18 protein-coding genes are annotated in these 14,782 nt (G+C 70.3%); 6 read left to right on the top strand and 12 right to left on the bottom strand.

The annotated features are described in order from the left end of the window. Positions 1 to 52: 52 nt before the first annotated feature. From ASC91_RS00230 to ASC91_RS00220, 3 genes are read right to left on the bottom strand one after another with little or no spacing between them, the layout of a single operon-like run. Positions 53 to 1,396, bottom strand: a complete 1,344-nt coding sequence (locus ASC91_RS00230; protein WP_056190923.1) for an ATP-binding protein — start codon at positions 1,394 to 1,396, stop codon at positions 53 to 55. Next, positions 1,393 to 2,052 carry a response regulator gene (locus tag ASC91_RS00225; RefSeq protein ID WP_056190921.1) on the bottom strand — a complete coding sequence of 220 codons (660 nt, stop codon included), beginning with the start codon at positions 2,050 to 2,052 and terminating at the stop codon, positions 1,393 to 1,395. The genes ASC91_RS00230 and ASC91_RS00225 overlap by 4 nt, the downstream gene beginning before the upstream one ends. A gap of 11 nt (positions 2,053 to 2,063) precedes the next feature. Further along, positions 2,064 to 2,789 carry a cytochrome b/b6 domain-containing protein gene (locus ASC91_RS00220; RefSeq protein ID WP_082532399.1) on the bottom strand — a complete coding sequence of 242 codons (726 nt, stop codon included), beginning with the start codon at positions 2,787 to 2,789 and terminating at the stop codon, positions 2,064 to 2,066. Positions 2,790 to 2,864: 75 nt separating this feature from the next. Here ASC91_RS00220 and ASC91_RS00215 point away from each other — a divergent pair, with 75 nt between their 5' ends. The 3 genes from ASC91_RS00215 to ASC91_RS00205 all read left to right on the top strand — a co-directional run bounded on the left by ASC91_RS00215 (position 2,865) and on the right by ASC91_RS00205 (position 4,806). After that, positions 2,865 to 3,128 carry a YkgJ family cysteine cluster protein gene (locus ASC91_RS00215; RefSeq protein WP_056190918.1) on the top strand — a complete coding sequence of 88 codons (264 nt, stop codon included), beginning with the start codon at positions 2,865 to 2,867 and terminating at the stop codon, positions 3,126 to 3,128. Between the two features lie 96 nt (positions 3,129 to 3,224). Beyond that, positions 3,225 to 4,265 carry a co-chaperone YbbN gene (locus tag ASC91_RS00210; protein WP_056190916.1) on the top strand — a complete coding sequence of 347 codons (1,041 nt, stop codon included), beginning with the start codon at positions 3,225 to 3,227 and terminating at the stop codon, positions 4,263 to 4,265. Positions 4,266 to 4,299: 34 nt separating this feature from the next. Continuing rightward, positions 4,300 to 4,806, top strand: a complete 507-nt coding sequence (locus ASC91_RS00205; RefSeq protein WP_200955194.1) for a hypothetical protein — start codon at positions 4,300 to 4,302, stop codon at positions 4,804 to 4,806. On the opposite strand, the gene ASC91_RS00200 is transcribed toward ASC91_RS00205, so the two are convergent. The 6 genes from ASC91_RS00200 to ASC91_RS00175 all read right to left on the bottom strand — a co-directional run bounded on the left by ASC91_RS00200 (position 4,803) and on the right by ASC91_RS00175 (position 10,596). Next, positions 4,803 to 5,318: a hypothetical protein gene (locus ASC91_RS00200; protein WP_056190912.1), complete on the bottom strand. Its 516-nt coding sequence runs from the start codon at positions 5,316 to 5,318 to the stop codon at positions 4,803 to 4,805. The genes ASC91_RS00205 and ASC91_RS00200 overlap by 4 nt on opposite strands. A gap of 12 nt (positions 5,319 to 5,330) precedes the next feature. Then, entirely contained in the window at positions 5,331 to 6,494 is a 1,164-nt protein-coding gene (locus ASC91_RS00195) for an ABC transporter permease (RefSeq protein WP_056190910.1), read from the bottom strand. Then, entirely contained in the window at positions 6,491 to 7,285 is a 795-nt protein-coding gene (locus tag ASC91_RS00190; RefSeq protein ID WP_082532300.1) for an ATP-binding cassette domain-containing protein, read from the bottom strand. Before ASC91_RS00190 ends, ASC91_RS00195 begins: the two co-directional genes overlap by 4 nt. After that, positions 7,282 to 8,742 carry an alpha/beta fold hydrolase gene (locus tag ASC91_RS00185; protein WP_056190908.1) on the bottom strand — a complete coding sequence of 487 codons (1,461 nt, stop codon included), beginning with the start codon at positions 8,740 to 8,742 and terminating at the stop codon, positions 7,282 to 7,284. Before ASC91_RS00185 ends, ASC91_RS00190 begins: the two co-directional genes overlap by 4 nt. Before the next feature lie 124 nt (positions 8,743 to 8,866). Continuing rightward, positions 8,867 to 9,565, bottom strand: coding sequence for an aspartate/glutamate racemase family protein (locus ASC91_RS00180; protein ID WP_056190906.1), 699 nt, complete (start codon positions 9,563 to 9,565; stop codon positions 8,867 to 8,869). A gap of 146 nt (positions 9,566 to 9,711) precedes the next feature. Further along, entirely contained in the window at positions 9,712 to 10,596 is an 885-nt protein-coding gene (locus ASC91_RS00175) for an amino acid ABC transporter substrate-binding protein (RefSeq protein WP_056192479.1), read from the bottom strand. Positions 10,597 to 10,707: 111 nt separating this feature from the next. Between ASC91_RS00175 and ASC91_RS00170 the strand changes: the two genes are divergently transcribed. The 3 genes from ASC91_RS00170 (at position 10,708) to ASC91_RS00165 (ending at position 12,053) form a co-directional block, all read left to right on the top strand. Next, entirely contained in the window at positions 10,708 to 11,589 is an 882-nt protein-coding gene (locus tag ASC91_RS00170) for a LysR family transcriptional regulator (RefSeq protein WP_162247716.1), read from the top strand. A 57-nt stretch (positions 11,590 to 11,646) separates the two neighbouring features. Beyond that, a complete protein-coding gene (locus ASC91_RS30590) occupies positions 11,647 to 11,778 on the top strand; it encodes a hypothetical protein (RefSeq protein ID WP_268795217.1) in 132 nt (43 codons plus the stop codon). A gap of 71 nt (positions 11,779 to 11,849) precedes the next feature. Beyond that, positions 11,850 to 12,053 carry a hypothetical protein gene (locus ASC91_RS00165; protein WP_056190902.1) on the top strand — a complete coding sequence of 68 codons (204 nt, stop codon included), beginning with the start codon at positions 11,850 to 11,852 and terminating at the stop codon, positions 12,051 to 12,053. Positions 12,054 to 12,056: 3 nt separating this feature from the next. Here the strand turns inward: ASC91_RS00165 and ASC91_RS00160 are convergent, their stop codons facing one another. The 3 genes from ASC91_RS00160 to ASC91_RS00150 form a co-directional block, all read right to left on the bottom strand. After that, complete coding sequence (locus ASC91_RS00160; protein WP_056190900.1) at positions 12,057 to 13,622, bottom strand: thioredoxin fold domain-containing protein; 1,566 nt, start codon at positions 13,620 to 13,622, stop codon at positions 12,057 to 12,059. 108 nt (positions 13,623 to 13,730) lie between these two features. Beyond that, the gene (locus tag ASC91_RS00155) at positions 13,731 to 14,144 is read right to left on the bottom strand and encodes a nuclear transport factor 2 family protein (RefSeq protein WP_082532298.1); all 414 of its coding nucleotides are present in this window, start codon (positions 14,142 to 14,144) and stop codon (positions 13,731 to 13,733) included. Then, positions 14,141 to 14,578, bottom strand: a complete 438-nt coding sequence (locus ASC91_RS00150) for a MerR family transcriptional regulator (protein ID WP_056190898.1) — start codon at positions 14,576 to 14,578, stop codon at positions 14,141 to 14,143. Before ASC91_RS00150 ends, ASC91_RS00155 begins: the two co-directional genes overlap by 4 nt. Positions 14,579 to 14,782: the final 204 nt, after the last annotated feature.

Genomic DNA, 14,782 nt, shown 5'->3' with positions numbered 1-14,782 from the left:
CCGTGCGAGTGCTCGGGCAAACCCCGAATTTTAAGGAGTGGCTGTGGATAAGTCACTCGTCGGATTTCTCGGGCGCGAGCCTCACGCGCAGGCCGCCGAGGGTGGGCGAGCGGTCGGCCGACACGCCCCAGCCCTGCAGTGCCGCGATACGCAGCACGATGGACCAACCCAGGCCGCTGCCCGATGACGTGGCCTCGGCGCCGCGCTGGAAGCGTTGGCCCAGTCGCGCCAGCCCGCCCTCGTCCAGGCCAGGGCCGCCGTCTTCGACGCACAGCTGCCAGCCTCCTGTCGTGGCGTCCACGCTCAGCGTGACCGGGCTGCCGGGCGGGCTGTAGCGCAGCGCGTTGTCGAGCAGATTGCGCAGCAGCACCTGCGTCAGCAGCGGGTCGCCGCGGGCCGGGACCGGTCCGCGCGCATCGAGGGCCAGCGCATGGCCGCGCTGCTGCGGGCTCTCAGCGGCGTCCGCTACGGCTTGGCGGGCCAGCGCGGCCAGGTCCAGCGGCGCCCGCGGCGGCGCGGCGGCGGCTTCCAATCGGGCCAGCATCAGCAACTGGTCGACAAGGCGCGCGGCGCGGTCGCAGCCGGCCAGTGTGGCAGCCAGCGCCTGGGCGCGCTCGGCCCCGTCGCGGGCGCCCTGCGCGACCTGGGCCTGGATGCGGATGGCAGCGATGGGTGTGCGCAGCTCGTGCGCGGCATCGGCAGTGAGCCGGCGCTCACCTTGCAGCAGCGCCTCGATGCGCGCGAACAGCGCATTCAGCGTGCCCAGCAGCGGGGCCAGTTCCGCAGGCATGTCCGCCAGCGCCAGGGAGGCGAGCTGGTCGGGCTGGCGCGTGGCCAGCTCGGTGCGCAGGCGGCGCAGCGGTGCCAGCCCCCAGCGCAGCACGGCCACGGCCAGCAACAGCATCAAGACCAGTGCGGCGGCGCCCAGGCCCAGCAGCGGCCCGAGCATGGCCCACAGGATTTCCTGTCGCGCCGACTCGCTTTCGCCAACCAGCACAGTCACGTCTGCGCTGGCGCCGTGCGTGACGAAGACGCGCCAGCCCACGTCGCCGCGCGTCACGGCATGAAAGCCGTCCGCCAGCGGCGCCATCGGCTCGATAGGCGCCTGCGACGAGCGCAACGCCAGCCGGCCTTCGTGAAAGACCTGGAAGACGGCGCGCGGCGCATAGCGGTGCAGGCTGGGTGCGTCGAGCACCATGTCGTCGTCATGGGCCAGCTTGCGGCTGTGCTGCACGACGAGCAGGGCCGCGGCCTGGGTCAGGTGGGCGTCCAGCAATTCGTCGAGCTCGTGCTCGGCCTGGCGCAATGCCAGCGCGGCCGTCAGCCCACCGATGCCCAGGGCCACGGCCAGCACGCCGGCCAGCAGCCGCGCCTGCAGCGAGGCCAGCGCCTTCATGGCCGCGGCACCCGGTAGCCGACGCCGCGCACCGTCTCGATCAGCCCGGCGCCCAGCTTGCGCCGCAGATGGTGCACGTGGACTTCGATGGCGTTGCTTTCCACCTCCTGGCCCCAGGCATAGAGCTGGCCCTCCAGCTGCTCGCGGCTCAGCACGCGGCCGGCCTGGCGCAGCAGCAGGGCCAGCAGGTCGAACTCGCGCACCGACAGCGCAACCTCGGCGCCGGCCTGCGTCACGCGGCGGGCGGCTGGGTCCAGCAGCACGTCCTGCCAGGCCAGCTGCTCCTGCGGCTGGCCATGGGCGCGCCGCGCCATAGCGCGCAGCCGCGCGCCCAGCTCGAACAGGTCCACCGGCTTGACGACATAGTCGTCGGCGCCGCCATCCAGCCCGCGGATGCGGTCGGGCACGGCGTCGCGGGCTGTCAGCACGAGGACCGGCACCATGCAGCCCGCGGCGCGGATGCGGGCCAGCACCTCGAAGCCATCCAGGCGGGGCAGGCCCAGGTCCAGCACGGCTGCGGCATAGGGCGCGGCGCGCAGCTCGCGCTCGGCGGCCTCGCCGTCGCGCACCCAGTCCACCTGGAAGCCCTGCTGGCGCAGGCCGGCACGCAGGCCGTCGCCCAGCAGGGGGTCGTCTTCGGCGAGCAGGATGCGCATCTGGTCTAGGGTCAGTCGTCGTGGTCTCGTTCGTGATGATGCCGCCCTTCGCCATGGGCCGCCGTGTCGGCGTCCTGCCACGGCGAGGTCGGTCCCAGGCTCCAGGCCCAGAAGCCCAGCAGGGCGACCAGCACGGCCACAGCCAAGCTGCGGTGCATGACCCGCGTCGGCGGCGTGCCGGCCGGCACCGCCTTGCGCCCGGTCAGCATCGCCGGCACCAGGCGGTCGCGCGCCAGCCAGCTCGTCAGCAGCACCGCCGCCACGTGCACGCCGGCGAGCACCAGCAGCCCGTTGGCCAGGGCCTCGTGCACTTCTTCCCAGTCTTCGCCGCCCTGCCAGGCCAGCCAGCCGCTACCGGCGGCGAGCAAGCCGGTGCCAAGCAACGCCAGCACGGCCCAGCCGCCAGCCGGGTTGTGGCCGGCGTGGGGCCGCGCCCGGCCCGCCAGCAGCTCGCGCAAATGGGCGGCCACGGTCGCCGGCCCGCGCACGAAGCTCGTGAAGCGTGCGGGCGGCGTGCCGACGAAGCCCCACAGCAGGCGTAGCACCATGGCGCCCGCCAGCGTCAGGCCGAAGCTGATGTGCACGGCCCGCCAGCCGTCGGCCTCGGCGGTCAGCCAGGCGCCGGCCGTGCTCAGCGCCATCAGGGCGTGCAGCAGGCGTACCGGCGCGTCCCACAATGGCTGCGTGACAGTCGCGGGCGGGTTGGCGGATGGCGTGTCGTTCAGGGGTGTGTCCATGTTGGCCTCCTTGGGTGGCGCCATGCTGCCGGCGCCGGCTTAGGGTTTTCTGAAGCCGGCCGGACAATCGCGGCCATGGACTGCCGCCCTCACTGCGCCGCCTGCTGCATCGCCCCGTCGATCAGCTCGCCCATCCCTGGCCACCCGAATGGCAAGCCGGCCGGCGTGCGCTGCGTGCAGCTCGATGACGAGGACCGCTGCCGCATCTTTGGCCGGCCCGAGCGTCCGGCAGTGTGCGGATCGCTGCTGCCGCACGAGGAAATGTGCGGCGACAGCCGCGAGCAGGCGATGCGCTGGCTGGGCTGGATGGAGCGCGAAACCGCGCCGCCGGCCCCCTAGCAAACAGGTCGTAACGACTTGCGCGGGCTTGCGCCTCCGTCGGCCTCCTAGACTGCCGCGCCCGCGCTTGACGTGGGTTTGAAGTCAGGGAGAGACATGAGATCCGAACCACATCACCGTGCCACGGTGCGGGCTTCGCGCCGCCTGTTGGGCGCCATCGCCTTGCTGTTGAGCGTCGCCAGCGCCCAGGCGGCGGTCGACGAGCTGCGGCCCTATCCGCGCGCCAAGGCATTGGGCCGTTATGACAACCCGTTGGAGGCTGGCGCCCTGCCCATCAGCCCGCCCGAGCGTGCCAAGGGCGGCAACCGCACCAGCCGCGTGCGCCTGCCTTACGAGGGCGCGGTGAGCCTGGTGCAGTACAGGCACGAGGCCGACGACAGCCCGTTGTTGATTGCCCGCCACTACGCCGGCCTGCTGCGCGACCAGGGCTTCGAGCTGGTCACCATCTGCGACATACCCTGCAGGTCGCCCGATGGCGCCGAGGACGCAGGCGTCTACTGGTTCCACGAACTGGACCTGGCCAAGAAGCTGACGTGGAACTACTTCGGCGACCGCGGCATGTACCTGATCGGCCACCGCGCCGACGCCGTCGTGGCCATCCGCGTGGGTGCGGCGCACGCCGGCTATGCCTCCGTCATCAAGACCGTCAGCGCACCCCAGTTGGACCGCGGCCCGCTGCTGGCTTACATCGACGCCCAGCGCGCGCCAGCCGCCGACGCGCCGCTGCCGCCGCCACCTGGCCGCGTGGCCCCGAGCCCGCAACCTCCCGCATCGGCACCGGCGCCCAACCCCTTCGTCAAGGAGGTGGCGCCGGCCGAACTCGGCGCCTTCGTGCGCAACACGAAGGGTTGGGTGGTGTTGCAGCTGAGCTCCCATGAGCCGGGTTGCGGCTATTGCGTGAGGGCCAACCCGACCTTTAACGCGCTGGCCCAGCACGAGTCGCCCAAGGGCGTGAGCTTTGTTCGCGTGGCCTTCCAGCCCTGGACGTCGGTCAGCGGCAACGAGTTCGCCGTCCAGTACGGCGTCAGCGGCCTGCCGACCTTCTTCACGTTCCAGGACGGCCAACTGATGCGCCGCCACCAGGGCATTGCCGACGAGGCGACGCTGCGCAAATCGCTGCTCGATGGCCTGAAGTGACCGGCTGCGGCCTAGGGCGTTTACGCTCGCGCCCATGACGCCCTTGGACATGCCCCTGGACACGCCTGTTCCCGCCGACAGCCTGCTGGCTCGCCTCGCCGCCGAGCGTGGCGCCTTTGCCGATGCCTACATGCTGAAGTTCCCGCGCACCGTGACCCTCGCCGAGTTCGTCGAGGCTTTCTACACGACGCGCCTCTTCAAGGTCGAGCGCGCGCTGATCGCACTGTTCGGCCGCCCCTCCAGCGACGCGATGGCGCGCGCGGTGGCGCATGGCGAGGGCGAGCGCCTGGCGGTCTGGACCATCGAGGCGCGCAGGCCCGACGAGCTGCTGATGCACGAGGACAGCGGCGCCACGCGCTCCTGGTTCAAGGCCGAGGCGGGTGCGGCGGGTACCACGCTGTGGTTCGGCTCAGCCGTCGTGCCGCGCCGCCGCGAGCCTGGCGGCGAGCCGCGCTTCGGCCGGGTCTTCCACGCCCTGCTGGGCTTTCACCGCTGGTATTCGCGGGCCTTGCTCAAGGCGGCCGCTCGACAGCTGGGTTAGCGTTCGGTGCCCGGGCCAGTGAGCTTCTCTGTGACGACCTGCCCGGTCGCCATCTCCTCGATCCAGACTTCGCAGCGGTCGGCGGCGATGTGGCCGGCAACGGTGTAGCGCTTACCGTCCTGCGGCGTGAAGCTCACGTCACCCACGGTGCGGCAGCTCGGGTTCGACATCGCGACCAGCGGTGAGGCGTACTGGGTTGCGGCCTGCAGTCGCACCCGCGCGGACTGCGGCGGCAGTTCGTTGGTCAGCGCCACCGGCGCCAGCGTCATGGCGTTGCCCTGTCCGGCCCGCGCGCTGGCCATGCTGCTGCTGGAAAGTCGCCGCCCGTCGACCTCGGTCATCTCGAAGACGTGCAGCCGCTGTGGGCTTATTGCCGTGACCTGATCGGCGACGTTGACCGTGGGCCCGCTGTAGTCCGGCGGCGTGGCGGCTTCGAAGGCGGTGAAGCTTTTGAAGCTGGTGCAGCCGGACAGCAGCAGCGCCATGGCGGCGAGGGTGACGATGGGTTTCATGCGGCGCGCAGCTTAGCGCGCCACCGCGGCCCGCATCGAGCGGGCCACGTAAAGCAGGGCTACGGCCGCCAGCGCAAAACCAACGACGACGCCCGGCATGACCTGGCTCCAGCGCAGCGCCTCGCCCTTGAGCACGGCCATCATCAGCGTGTTCTGCGCAAGGCCTGGCACCCAGTAGTACCAGGCCGCCTCGCCACCCGGGTTGAGCAGGCTGACCATGGGCATCAAGGTGACGGCGGTGATGACCAGGGTGCTGCCGGCCTGGGCTTCCTTGAAGGTCTTGGAGCGGATGGCCAAGGCCATCAACAGAGCCGACAGGCCGGCGGCCAGCGGGATCTGCAGCAGCCAGAAGGCCAGCACCTCGGGCCCGCCAAAGCTGAACTGGGCCTGCAGCACGTCGCTCTTGAGCAGCCACTGCGCCGGCACGAAGCTCAACGAGGACAGCAGCGCCACCGCCATGCCCAGCAGCGCCACGGCGCCCCATTTGCCGGCCACGATGGCACCGTGTGGCGCCGGGTTCATCAAGAGCGGCTCCAGCGAGCCGCGCTCGCGCTCACCCGCCGTGCTGTCCAGCGCCGCGGTCAGCGCGCCGTAGAGCACGGCCATGATGATGAACATCGGGATGATGCCGGTCAGCCGCGCGGCGCGGGCCTGGGCGCTGGCGAGGTCGCGGTCCTGGATGTCGACGGGTTCGAGCAGCTCGGTGGACACGCCGCGCATCGCGAGGTTGAGCGTTGAGCGTTCGCGGTTGAAGCCCCAGAGCAGGCTCTTGATGGCACCAACGCCGGCATTGGCCCGCTGGTTGGCGCTGTCGCTCACCACCTCCACCGTCGGCGCCTCGCCGGCCAGCAGTTTGGCTTCGAAGTCCTTGGGCACGACGAGCACCGGCTCCAGCAGCGTGGTGGCGCGCAGCCGGGCCTCGTAGTCCTCGGGCGCGGCCTTGAGCGTGTAGGTCTGGCGCTCGATGAAGTTCTTCAGCGTTGGCGCGGTGTCGATGCCAACGGCCAGCACCTCGCGCTTGTCGGCGCGCTCCTCGAGCGACGCGATCAGGCCTGAAAGCGCCATCAGCAGCAGCGGCCCCATCAGAACCGCTGGGATCAGCAGACGCAGCAGCGTGCGCCGGTCGCGAAGCGCGTCGCTGAGCTCTTTGACAAAAACGATCAGTGCTTGTTTCATGCCGCCACCTCTTCCGGAAATGCGAGCTTGACGAAGGCGTCCTCGAAACGCGATTCGCCGGCCAGTTCCAGCAGCTGCGGCACGCTGCCATGGGCCACGCTGCGCCCCTTGGACACGACGACGACCTCGTCGCAGAGGTGTTCCACCTCCTGCATGATGTGGGTCGAGAAGACGATGCACTTGGCGCCGCCTTCGGGGCTGCGCAGCCAGCGCAGCGCCTCGCGCAAGGCGCGCGTGGCCAGCACGTCCAGGCCGTTGGTGGGCTCGTCGAGCACGATGTTGGCGGGGTCGTGCACGAGGGCACGGGCCAGGGCTGTCTTCATGCGCTCGCCTTGACTGAAGCCGTCGGCGCGGCGGTCCAGGATGCTGCCCATGTCGAGCAGCTTGGCGAGTTCCTCGGCACGCGCGTTGGCGGCATCGGGACTCATGCCCTGCAGGCGGCCGAAGTAGACGATGTTCTCGCGCGCCGACAGGCGCGGGTACAGGCCATGGGCATCGCCGAGGATGCCCATGCGCGACAAGGCCTTCAGCGGCGCGTCCTGCACGGCAATGCCGTCCACGCTGATGTGACCGGCGTCCGGCGGGAACAGGCCGGCCAGCATGCGCAGCGTCGTCGTCTTGCCGGCGCCATTGGCGCCCAGCAGGCCGGTGATGCGGCCGTTGGCGGCCTTGACGCTGACGCCCTGTACCGCGTGCACGACGCGCTTGCTGTCTTTGGAGTTCCGGCGCTTGAAGAGGCTGCCGCCGCTCTGGGCCGTGAACTGCTTGTGAACATCCTGGATGTCGATCATTGAGCGGCCCCTCCCTGAACCGGCTGGAAGGCGACGGGTCGCGGAATGCGCGTCGCGCAGGCGGCGTCCTGGGGCAGGGCGGCCTCGTCCTGCTTGGCGTCGATGAAGCGGAACATCAGGTCGCGCATGCAGCCCACGGCCATGACGCCGTGGCCCGCCTCGGCAACGACCACGTGCTGCACGCGCTCCGGATGGCCGGCGCCCAAGGCCTTGGCGACATGCTCGCCATGGCGTGGCGGCGTGGCGGGGTCGGCGCCGCCGCTCAGCACGAGGACCGGGCTGGGTGCAGGCGGCATCCTGTAGAAGTCCGCCGCCACGTCGCCGCGTGGCCAGGTCTTGCAGACGCGGGCGTACATCTCGGCGTCGATGGTGCGGAAGTCCGCGCCCGGCGTGTCCTTCGCCTCGGCTATGCGGGGCACGTCCTCCGCACACATGACCGAGAAATGCATGCCCATGGCCAGGCGCATGGAGGGGCTGGAGCCAAAGGCCGTCGTCAGGCCGAAGAGGCTGGCGAAGTTGCCGTCGCTGGCCGCCGCGTGGATGGCGGCGGGCAGGGCTGCCGCCAGGGCGGGCTGGTAGAGCGGCCCGCGCACGGAGCGCATCACCAACTCGCGGTCCACGGTGAAGCGCTCGGGCACGCCGGTCAGCGGTTGCTGCACATTGACCTGGCGCGGCAGCGAGGCAAGCAGCTTCTGCCAGTCGGCGCGCAGCTCGGGGTGGGTCTTGGCGTGGGCCTGGAAGAGCTTGTCCAGCGCCGCCTGGCCGTCGGTGGAGAAACTGGCCGGCAGGATCATGTCCGGCGGCGCGACGCCGTCGATGACGGTGCGGCGGACCTTGGTGGGGAACAGGCGCAGGTACTCCACCGCGGCGCGCGTGCCGTAACTGGCACCGACGAGATTCCACTGCGGCACCCCCAGCTGCTCGCGCACGGCGTCCATGTCCTGCATCGCGATGGTCGTCGTGAAGAAGCGCAGGCCGCCGTCCTTGCCGTAAGGCAGTTTTTCCAGCTCGGCGCGGCATTCGTCGATGCGGCGCATCTGCGCGCTGGGCTCGAGCTGCTCAGCGACGGAGAGCTTGCTGTCGTCGGGGCAGTCCAGCGGCGCCGAGCGGCCGGTGCCGCGCTGGTCGATGAAGACAAGGTCGCGGCGGTTGTTCAGCCTGGACAGGCGCGGCAGCACGCGCGCAGCCACCTTGATCGCACTCTGGCCAGGCCCGCCGGCCAGCAGCAGCACGGCGTCGGGCTGCTTGTTGCGCGCCAGCGCGGGCACCACGACGTAGTGGATGTCGATCTTCACGCCGTCCGGCCGGGCCGGGTCCAGCGGGCGCTGCAGGCTGCCGCATTGCAGCTCGTTGGGGATGCCGTCGATGCGGCAGGGCTTGAGCGGCCCTGCGGCCGCCACCGTGCACAGGCCGGCCATTGTCAGCAGGGCCAGCAGGCGTCCTCGCCAATCACGCATGCCAATCTCTTCTTGTCGTTGCAGTGGCGAGCAGTATCCGGCCCGGGCGGCGGCGTGGGGCAATGGGCCGGGATGAGTGGCGGTAGCAGCCGCGCGAGCGGCGGGAAAGCGCGCGTGGGTGGCTTCAGCCCCGGCCCACGCTGGCGACAACAAGGCGCGCCAGGGCCGCCGTCGCATCGACGACCGGCAGGCCGCAGGCTGCGGCGCCCAGCACGATGGGGATCTCCGTGCAGGCCAGCACGAGGACGGCCGCGCCGCGCTGGCGCAATGCGCGAGCCGCGTCGGCCAGCAGGGCCTGGCCGTCCTGCAGCCGGCCGGCCTTGACGGCCTCGATGCCGGGCATGACGCGCTCCAGCATTTCGGCGGCGGTCGGCAGCAGCCACTGCACCGGTGGCGCGTCGGCCAGGCGGCGGTTGATATACAGGCCCGAGGCGGTGGTCGCGTCGGTGGCCAGCAGGCCGATGCGGGCCTCGGGTCCGGCCAGGTCCAGCGCCTCGCGCAGCGCCGCGTCGACGAGGTGGAGCATGGGCCGCTGCAGCTGGGCCTGGACCTCGTCGAACCACAGATGGGCGGTGTTGCAGGGCATGACGATGAGGTCGGCGCCGGCCGACGTCAGCCGCCGGCCGCTGGCGACGATGGCCTCCAGCGGCGAGTCGCCCAAGCCCCGGAAGGCTGCGGTGCGGTCCGGGATCTGCGGCAGGCAGCTGACGATCATCGGCACGTGGTCCTGATCGCGCGCGGCCGATGTGGCGTCAAGCACCTTGCGCATGAAGTCGACCGTGGCCAGCGGGCCCATGCCGCCCAGCACGCCGATGACGTTCATGTCAGTTGTCCATTCCGCGGTCGTGGCACCCGCGACGCATGAAGGATTCTTCGGGCCGAGCGCCGGGCCGCCCCAAGCCGGCCCGGTGGGCGATGTGCTTGCCCGCGTTCAGCGCGGCAAGACTGGGCGAGGGGCGTACTTTCACTTCAGACGGCCGGCTTGTCGGACAGCTGCTTGAGGTTGTCGCGCAGCTCCGGGCTCATCGGCGCATTCAGGTTGATGCCGCGCGGCGCGATGGGCGACTGGAACCACTTCTTGTACAGCGCCTCGAACTCGCCGCTCTTCATCAGCCCGCCCACGGTGTCGTCGACGAGCTTCTTGAAGGCGGGGTCGTCCTTGCGCAGCATGATGGCGTAGGGCTCGACCTGCAGCGCCTCGCCGACGATGGCCAGCGAGGCCGGGTCCTGGGCGCTGGCGCGCAGGCCGAACAGCAGGATGTCGTCCATGCCGAAGGCGTCCGCGCGGCCTTGCTGCACGAGCAGGGCCGATTCGGCATGGTCCTTGGCTCCCAGCAGCTCAAAGCCCAGGTCGCGCTCGACGTTGAACCGGCGCAGCACCTGGACGTTGGTGGTGCCCGAGGTCGAGACGACCTTGCGTCCCTTCAGGTCGGCGAACCCCTGCACCGGTGAGCCAGCCTTCACGAGCAGCCGCGTGCCGGTGTAGAAGTAGTTGATCGAGAACGCGACCTGCTTGTTGCGCGCGCTGTTGTTGGTCGTCGAGCCACACTCGATGTCGATGGTGCCGTTGGTCAGCAGCGGGATACGGTTCTGCGAGGTCACGGCCTGCGCGGCCACCTTCAGGTCGGCGCGGCCGGTGGCTTTCTTCACCTGCTCGACGACCTTGGCGCAGATCTCCCAGCCAAAGCCCGTGGGCCTGGCGTCTTCGCCGAGGTAGGAGAAGGGAATGGACGACTCGCGGTAGGCGAGCGTGATCGTGCCCGAGGCCTTCACCTTGTTGAGCGTGCCGGGTTCGGCGTGGGCGCACAGGCATGTCAGGGCGGCGAGGGTGAGGGCGGCGGCGGAATGCTTCATGAAGTCCTCCATGGCGGGGCGTTGATCGATGGGCTGGATGCTAGGAAAACCGGCCCCGGCCGTGCATCGCGTTTGACCGCTATCTCATCAGCTGACCTAATGAAGCCCGCCATGAGAATCAAGCACGTCGAAGTTTTCCACGCCGTCATGCTGACCGGCAGCGTCGGCGCCGCCGCCAAGCTGCTGCACGTGACCCAGCCCGCCGTCACGCAGACCCTGCAGCACGCCGAGCTGCAGCTTGGCTACGCGCTGTTCACGCGCCAGAAGCGCCGCCTGGTGCCCACGCGTGAAGCCCAGGCCCTCTACCCCGAGGTGCAGGCGCTGATGCTGCAGCTGGAGTCGCTGCGCCGCATGGCCTCGGCGCTGCGGCAGGGCCAGGACCACCCTTTGCGCATCCTCATCGTGCCGTCGCTCGCGGTGCGTGCGCTGCCGGACGCACTGCGCATCTTCCGCAAGGCGCATGCGGGCATGCCGGTGTCGGTGCGCACGCTGCACTCCAACGACATCGCCCGCGCGATGGCGCTGCAGGAGGGCGATGTCGGCATCGTCTACGGCAAGCTGCCGCATCCGGCGTTGCAGGACGAATTCGTCGCGGCGGGGCGGCTGGTCTGCGTGTCCGCGCGCAAGACGCCGGCCGACAAGCGCACGACGGTGACGATGCAGGAGGTGCTGCGCGAGCCCTTCATCCGCATCGACGAGCGCGACCCGCTGGGCGCCGTGCTGGCCGATCACTGGTCACGCCTGGGCCTGGTCGCCAAGGCCGGCATGACGGTGCAGACGCACCATATCGCCATGGTCATGGCCGAGCAGGGCTTCGGTCCCGCCATCATCGACTCCTTCACTGCCCAGGCCGCCACGGGCGAGGGCCTGCACGTGCGCACCCTGCTGCCCGAAGTGCCGGTGGAGGTGCACGCCGTGCAGCCACAGGGCGTGCGCTCGCCGCGCGCCGTGGCGGACTTCATCGCCGCCTTTCGCACGGTCATCACGGCCTGACGCGGCCGTGGCGGCGTATGCTGGGCCGCAATCCCTCAGCCCGCCGGAACGCCAGCCATGACCCTCTGCCCGATCGCTGCCGTAGTCGGCTGCGCCAAGTGCCCGGCCTTCCGGGTCTGCCCACTCAAGACGGTCATCGGCGATGTGGCCAAGACGCCGCCCCCGCCGGCCAAGGCGCGCAAAAAATGATGCCTGAAGTCGCGGGCATGGCTTAGATTCCCATCCCACGACGGCGACCGTGCCGCAACGAAAGGCTGAGCGTGCAGACACTCGACGAGATGCGTGACCGTTGCCTGCTGACTGCCGAGCAGCATGCCGAGATCGGTGCCTGGGTCAGCCAGGCGCGCACCCCCGAGGCCATCCTGGCCATGCCCGAAGGGCTGTGGCGCACGCTGGAACTGGCCAGCGTGCTGATGGACGTGGACGCCGACCTGCGGCGCGACCCGCTGCTGTCCGATTCCTAGCGGTCAGGCCTTGCTGGTCGGCTTCATCAGTCCCTGGCAGGCCGACCTGGCCTTGGCATCGGCGGCATCCAGCTTGCCGCAGACGCCGTCGAGCTGGGCCTTGAGCCGGCCCACGGCGGCGGCTTGCGCCGGGCTCTGATTCCACGCGCCCAGCAGGGTCGCCACCTTTTTCAATGAACGCTCGCTGCGTTCGTAGAAGGCGCCGGGGTCCTTGTCTGCCTCGGTAAAGAGCTGGGCCGCCGCCTTCTCGATGCGCGGCGTGTCCTCGGGCGACAGCTCGACCAGCGCGCCGAGGTAGGTCGTGCCCCACTGCAGGCGCGTGGCCGGCCCCTCGCTCTTGTTGAAGGCCTCCTCGTACCAGCGCAGCGCGTCGGCCTTGCGGCCCTGTTTCTTCGCGTTGCCGCCGAGCTGGCTCATCAGGTAGTAGGGCGAGTGGCTGCGCGCCAGGGCTGACTTCAGCAGCTCGTCGCTTTCCTTCCAAAGGCCGGCGCGGCCGAGCAGGTGGGCGGCCTCGGTGACGACGGCCTGGCGCTCGTAGCCGTCGGTGATCTCGCGATTGGCTCGGCTGGCCTGTTCGCGCGCCTCGGCCAGCAGCGCGGCGGGGATGTTCTTCGGGTTCGGGTCGTCCTTGGGCGAGTCCAGCCGAGCCAGGTCGATGCGGCCCTGCAGCGCGTTCAGCCGGTCGGCGCGGGACAACGTGGCGTCTTCGTTGAGGCGTTTCAGCGCCGCGTCGAACTCGGCGACCAGCGCATTGCGCGCCTCACCGGGTTGCGGGGCGAGCGCCTTGACCAGGTCGGGCGCCTCGTTGGTCAGCACGTCCATGTGGGCACGGGATTGGGCTGCGTCCGCCAGCACGGCGCGCAGGCGTGGCAGCTGTGTGGGGTCGGCCGGCTTGCCCTCGGCCATCGCGCCGATGGACTTCAGCCACAGCCGCGTCGTCGTCTCGGCATCGGCACCTTCGCTGGCCTTGGCCAATTGGGACAGCGTCGCCGGGCGCTGCGCCACCGGCAGCAGTTGTTGCTCGTCGGTCTCCCAGCCATAGAAGCCCAGCAGCCGCCATTCATTGGCCGACAGCTTCTTGCCCGTGGATTTTGAATTGAGGGCATCGGCCAGCACCGCCTTGACCGGGCGGCCGCTGGACAGGCCGAGCTGCAGCACCTTCATGACCTGGGCCGCGTCGGCCTCGCCCGGCAGGCGGGTGATCTCGCTGCCGGCCGGGTTGAACAGGATCAGCGTCGGGTAGCCGCGTACCTTGAAGCGTGTGCCGAGCTTTTGCGCACCGGGCGCATCGCCGTCGATGCCCACGGCGACGAAAGCCTTGCTCTGCTCGATGAAGTCGGCGCGGTTGAACAGCGTCGCCTTGAGCTGGTTGCACGGCGGGCACCACTTGGCGCCCCAGTACAGCAGCACCGGCTTCTTCTCGGCCTTGGCCTGGACGAAGTAGCGGTCGATGTCGGCATCGGCCGCGGCGGCCTGCCAGGAAACGCCGGGGCCGGTGGCGGCGTGGGCGGGAGCGCAGCTCAGGGTCAGGGCCAGCGCAAGCGTCGAGAAGAGGGGTAGCAGCTTCATGGCAGGCGACGAGAAGGGGTGGCGCAATTGTCCTAGGCTTTGCGACAGGCCATGCGCGTTCGCCGAATGGGCTTATGAGCTGGCCGCATCAGTCATGGCCAGCGCCGCTCAGGGCGACCCGAGCACGCGGCAGGCGAGGTCGGTGTCCATGTACTCGGTCACCTCCTTGAGCCGGCCTGCCTGCAGGCGGAACACCATGCAATAGTGGTTGTTGTAGGCCTCGCCCGCGTGGGTCTGCACCTCGCCCTGGCATTGCACGACGACATGGTCGCCCTCCGCGATGAAGCGCTGGGCGCGGCTGCGGTAGCGCGTCGCAAAGCGCTGGAACAGCGGCTGCAGCAACTGCCCGCGCACCACGTCGCGGCCGGCCCAGCAGCGCGACCAGGGCGAGACGCCGGCGATGGTCCAGCTGAAGTCCTCGTCCATGGCGGCAACGAAGGGGGCGCCGTCGCCATCGGCCAGGGCGGCGTAGATGGATTGCAGCAGGGCCTTGTTGGCGGTGGGCGTGTCGATGTCGGTCATGGCTTGATTCCGGGGTTGAGGGGCTTGAGCGGATCACGGGCCGGGCGGTGTCCAGTGGCGATCCAGTCGTCATAAAAATCCAGCTTCTGGTCCAGCGCGGTCAGGGCCTCCTGCCAGCGCGAGATCGTCGCCAGCACGTCGGCGCGGTGGGCGGCGAGCATGTCGCGGCGCGCCGCCAGGCTCTTGCGGCCCTGGGTGACCAACTCGGTGTAGCGGCGCATCTCGGCGATGGACATGCCGGTGGTGCGCAGGCGTTCCATCAGCTCGAGCCACGCGACATGCTGCTCACGGTAGCGGCGCCGCCCGCCGGCGTCCCGCGCCACGCCGGGCACCAGGCCCTGGGCCTCGTACCAGCGGATCGCGTGGACGGATTTGCCGCAGCGCGCCGCCAGGGCGCCAATCAGCAGCAGGGGCGGGTCGTCTCGGGCTGGCATTAGGGCCTGTTCACACTACGGCAATGGGTCGCGAAGGCCCGCCGCCAGGGGCCAATCAAGGCGCAGCGCGCCGCCCGCACTCGCGTGCGGGCCAGCGACGCAACGCCGAGTGGCCCCTGGCGACGGGCCTTCCCGGAGGGTTGTGACCAGAAAGCCCGCATGCTGTGTTGCAGATCCTCGCTGGGTATGAACCCAGCTTGCGGT

Origin of the sequence: Pelomonas sp. Root1237 (genome assembly GCF_001425055.1) — a bacterium.
Classification (GTDB): Bacteria; Pseudomonadota; Gammaproteobacteria; order Burkholderiales; family Burkholderiaceae_C; genus Pelomonas.
The sequence above is the reverse complement of the archived record's forward strand: the minus strand, read 5'-3'. Positions and strand labels throughout refer to the sequence as shown.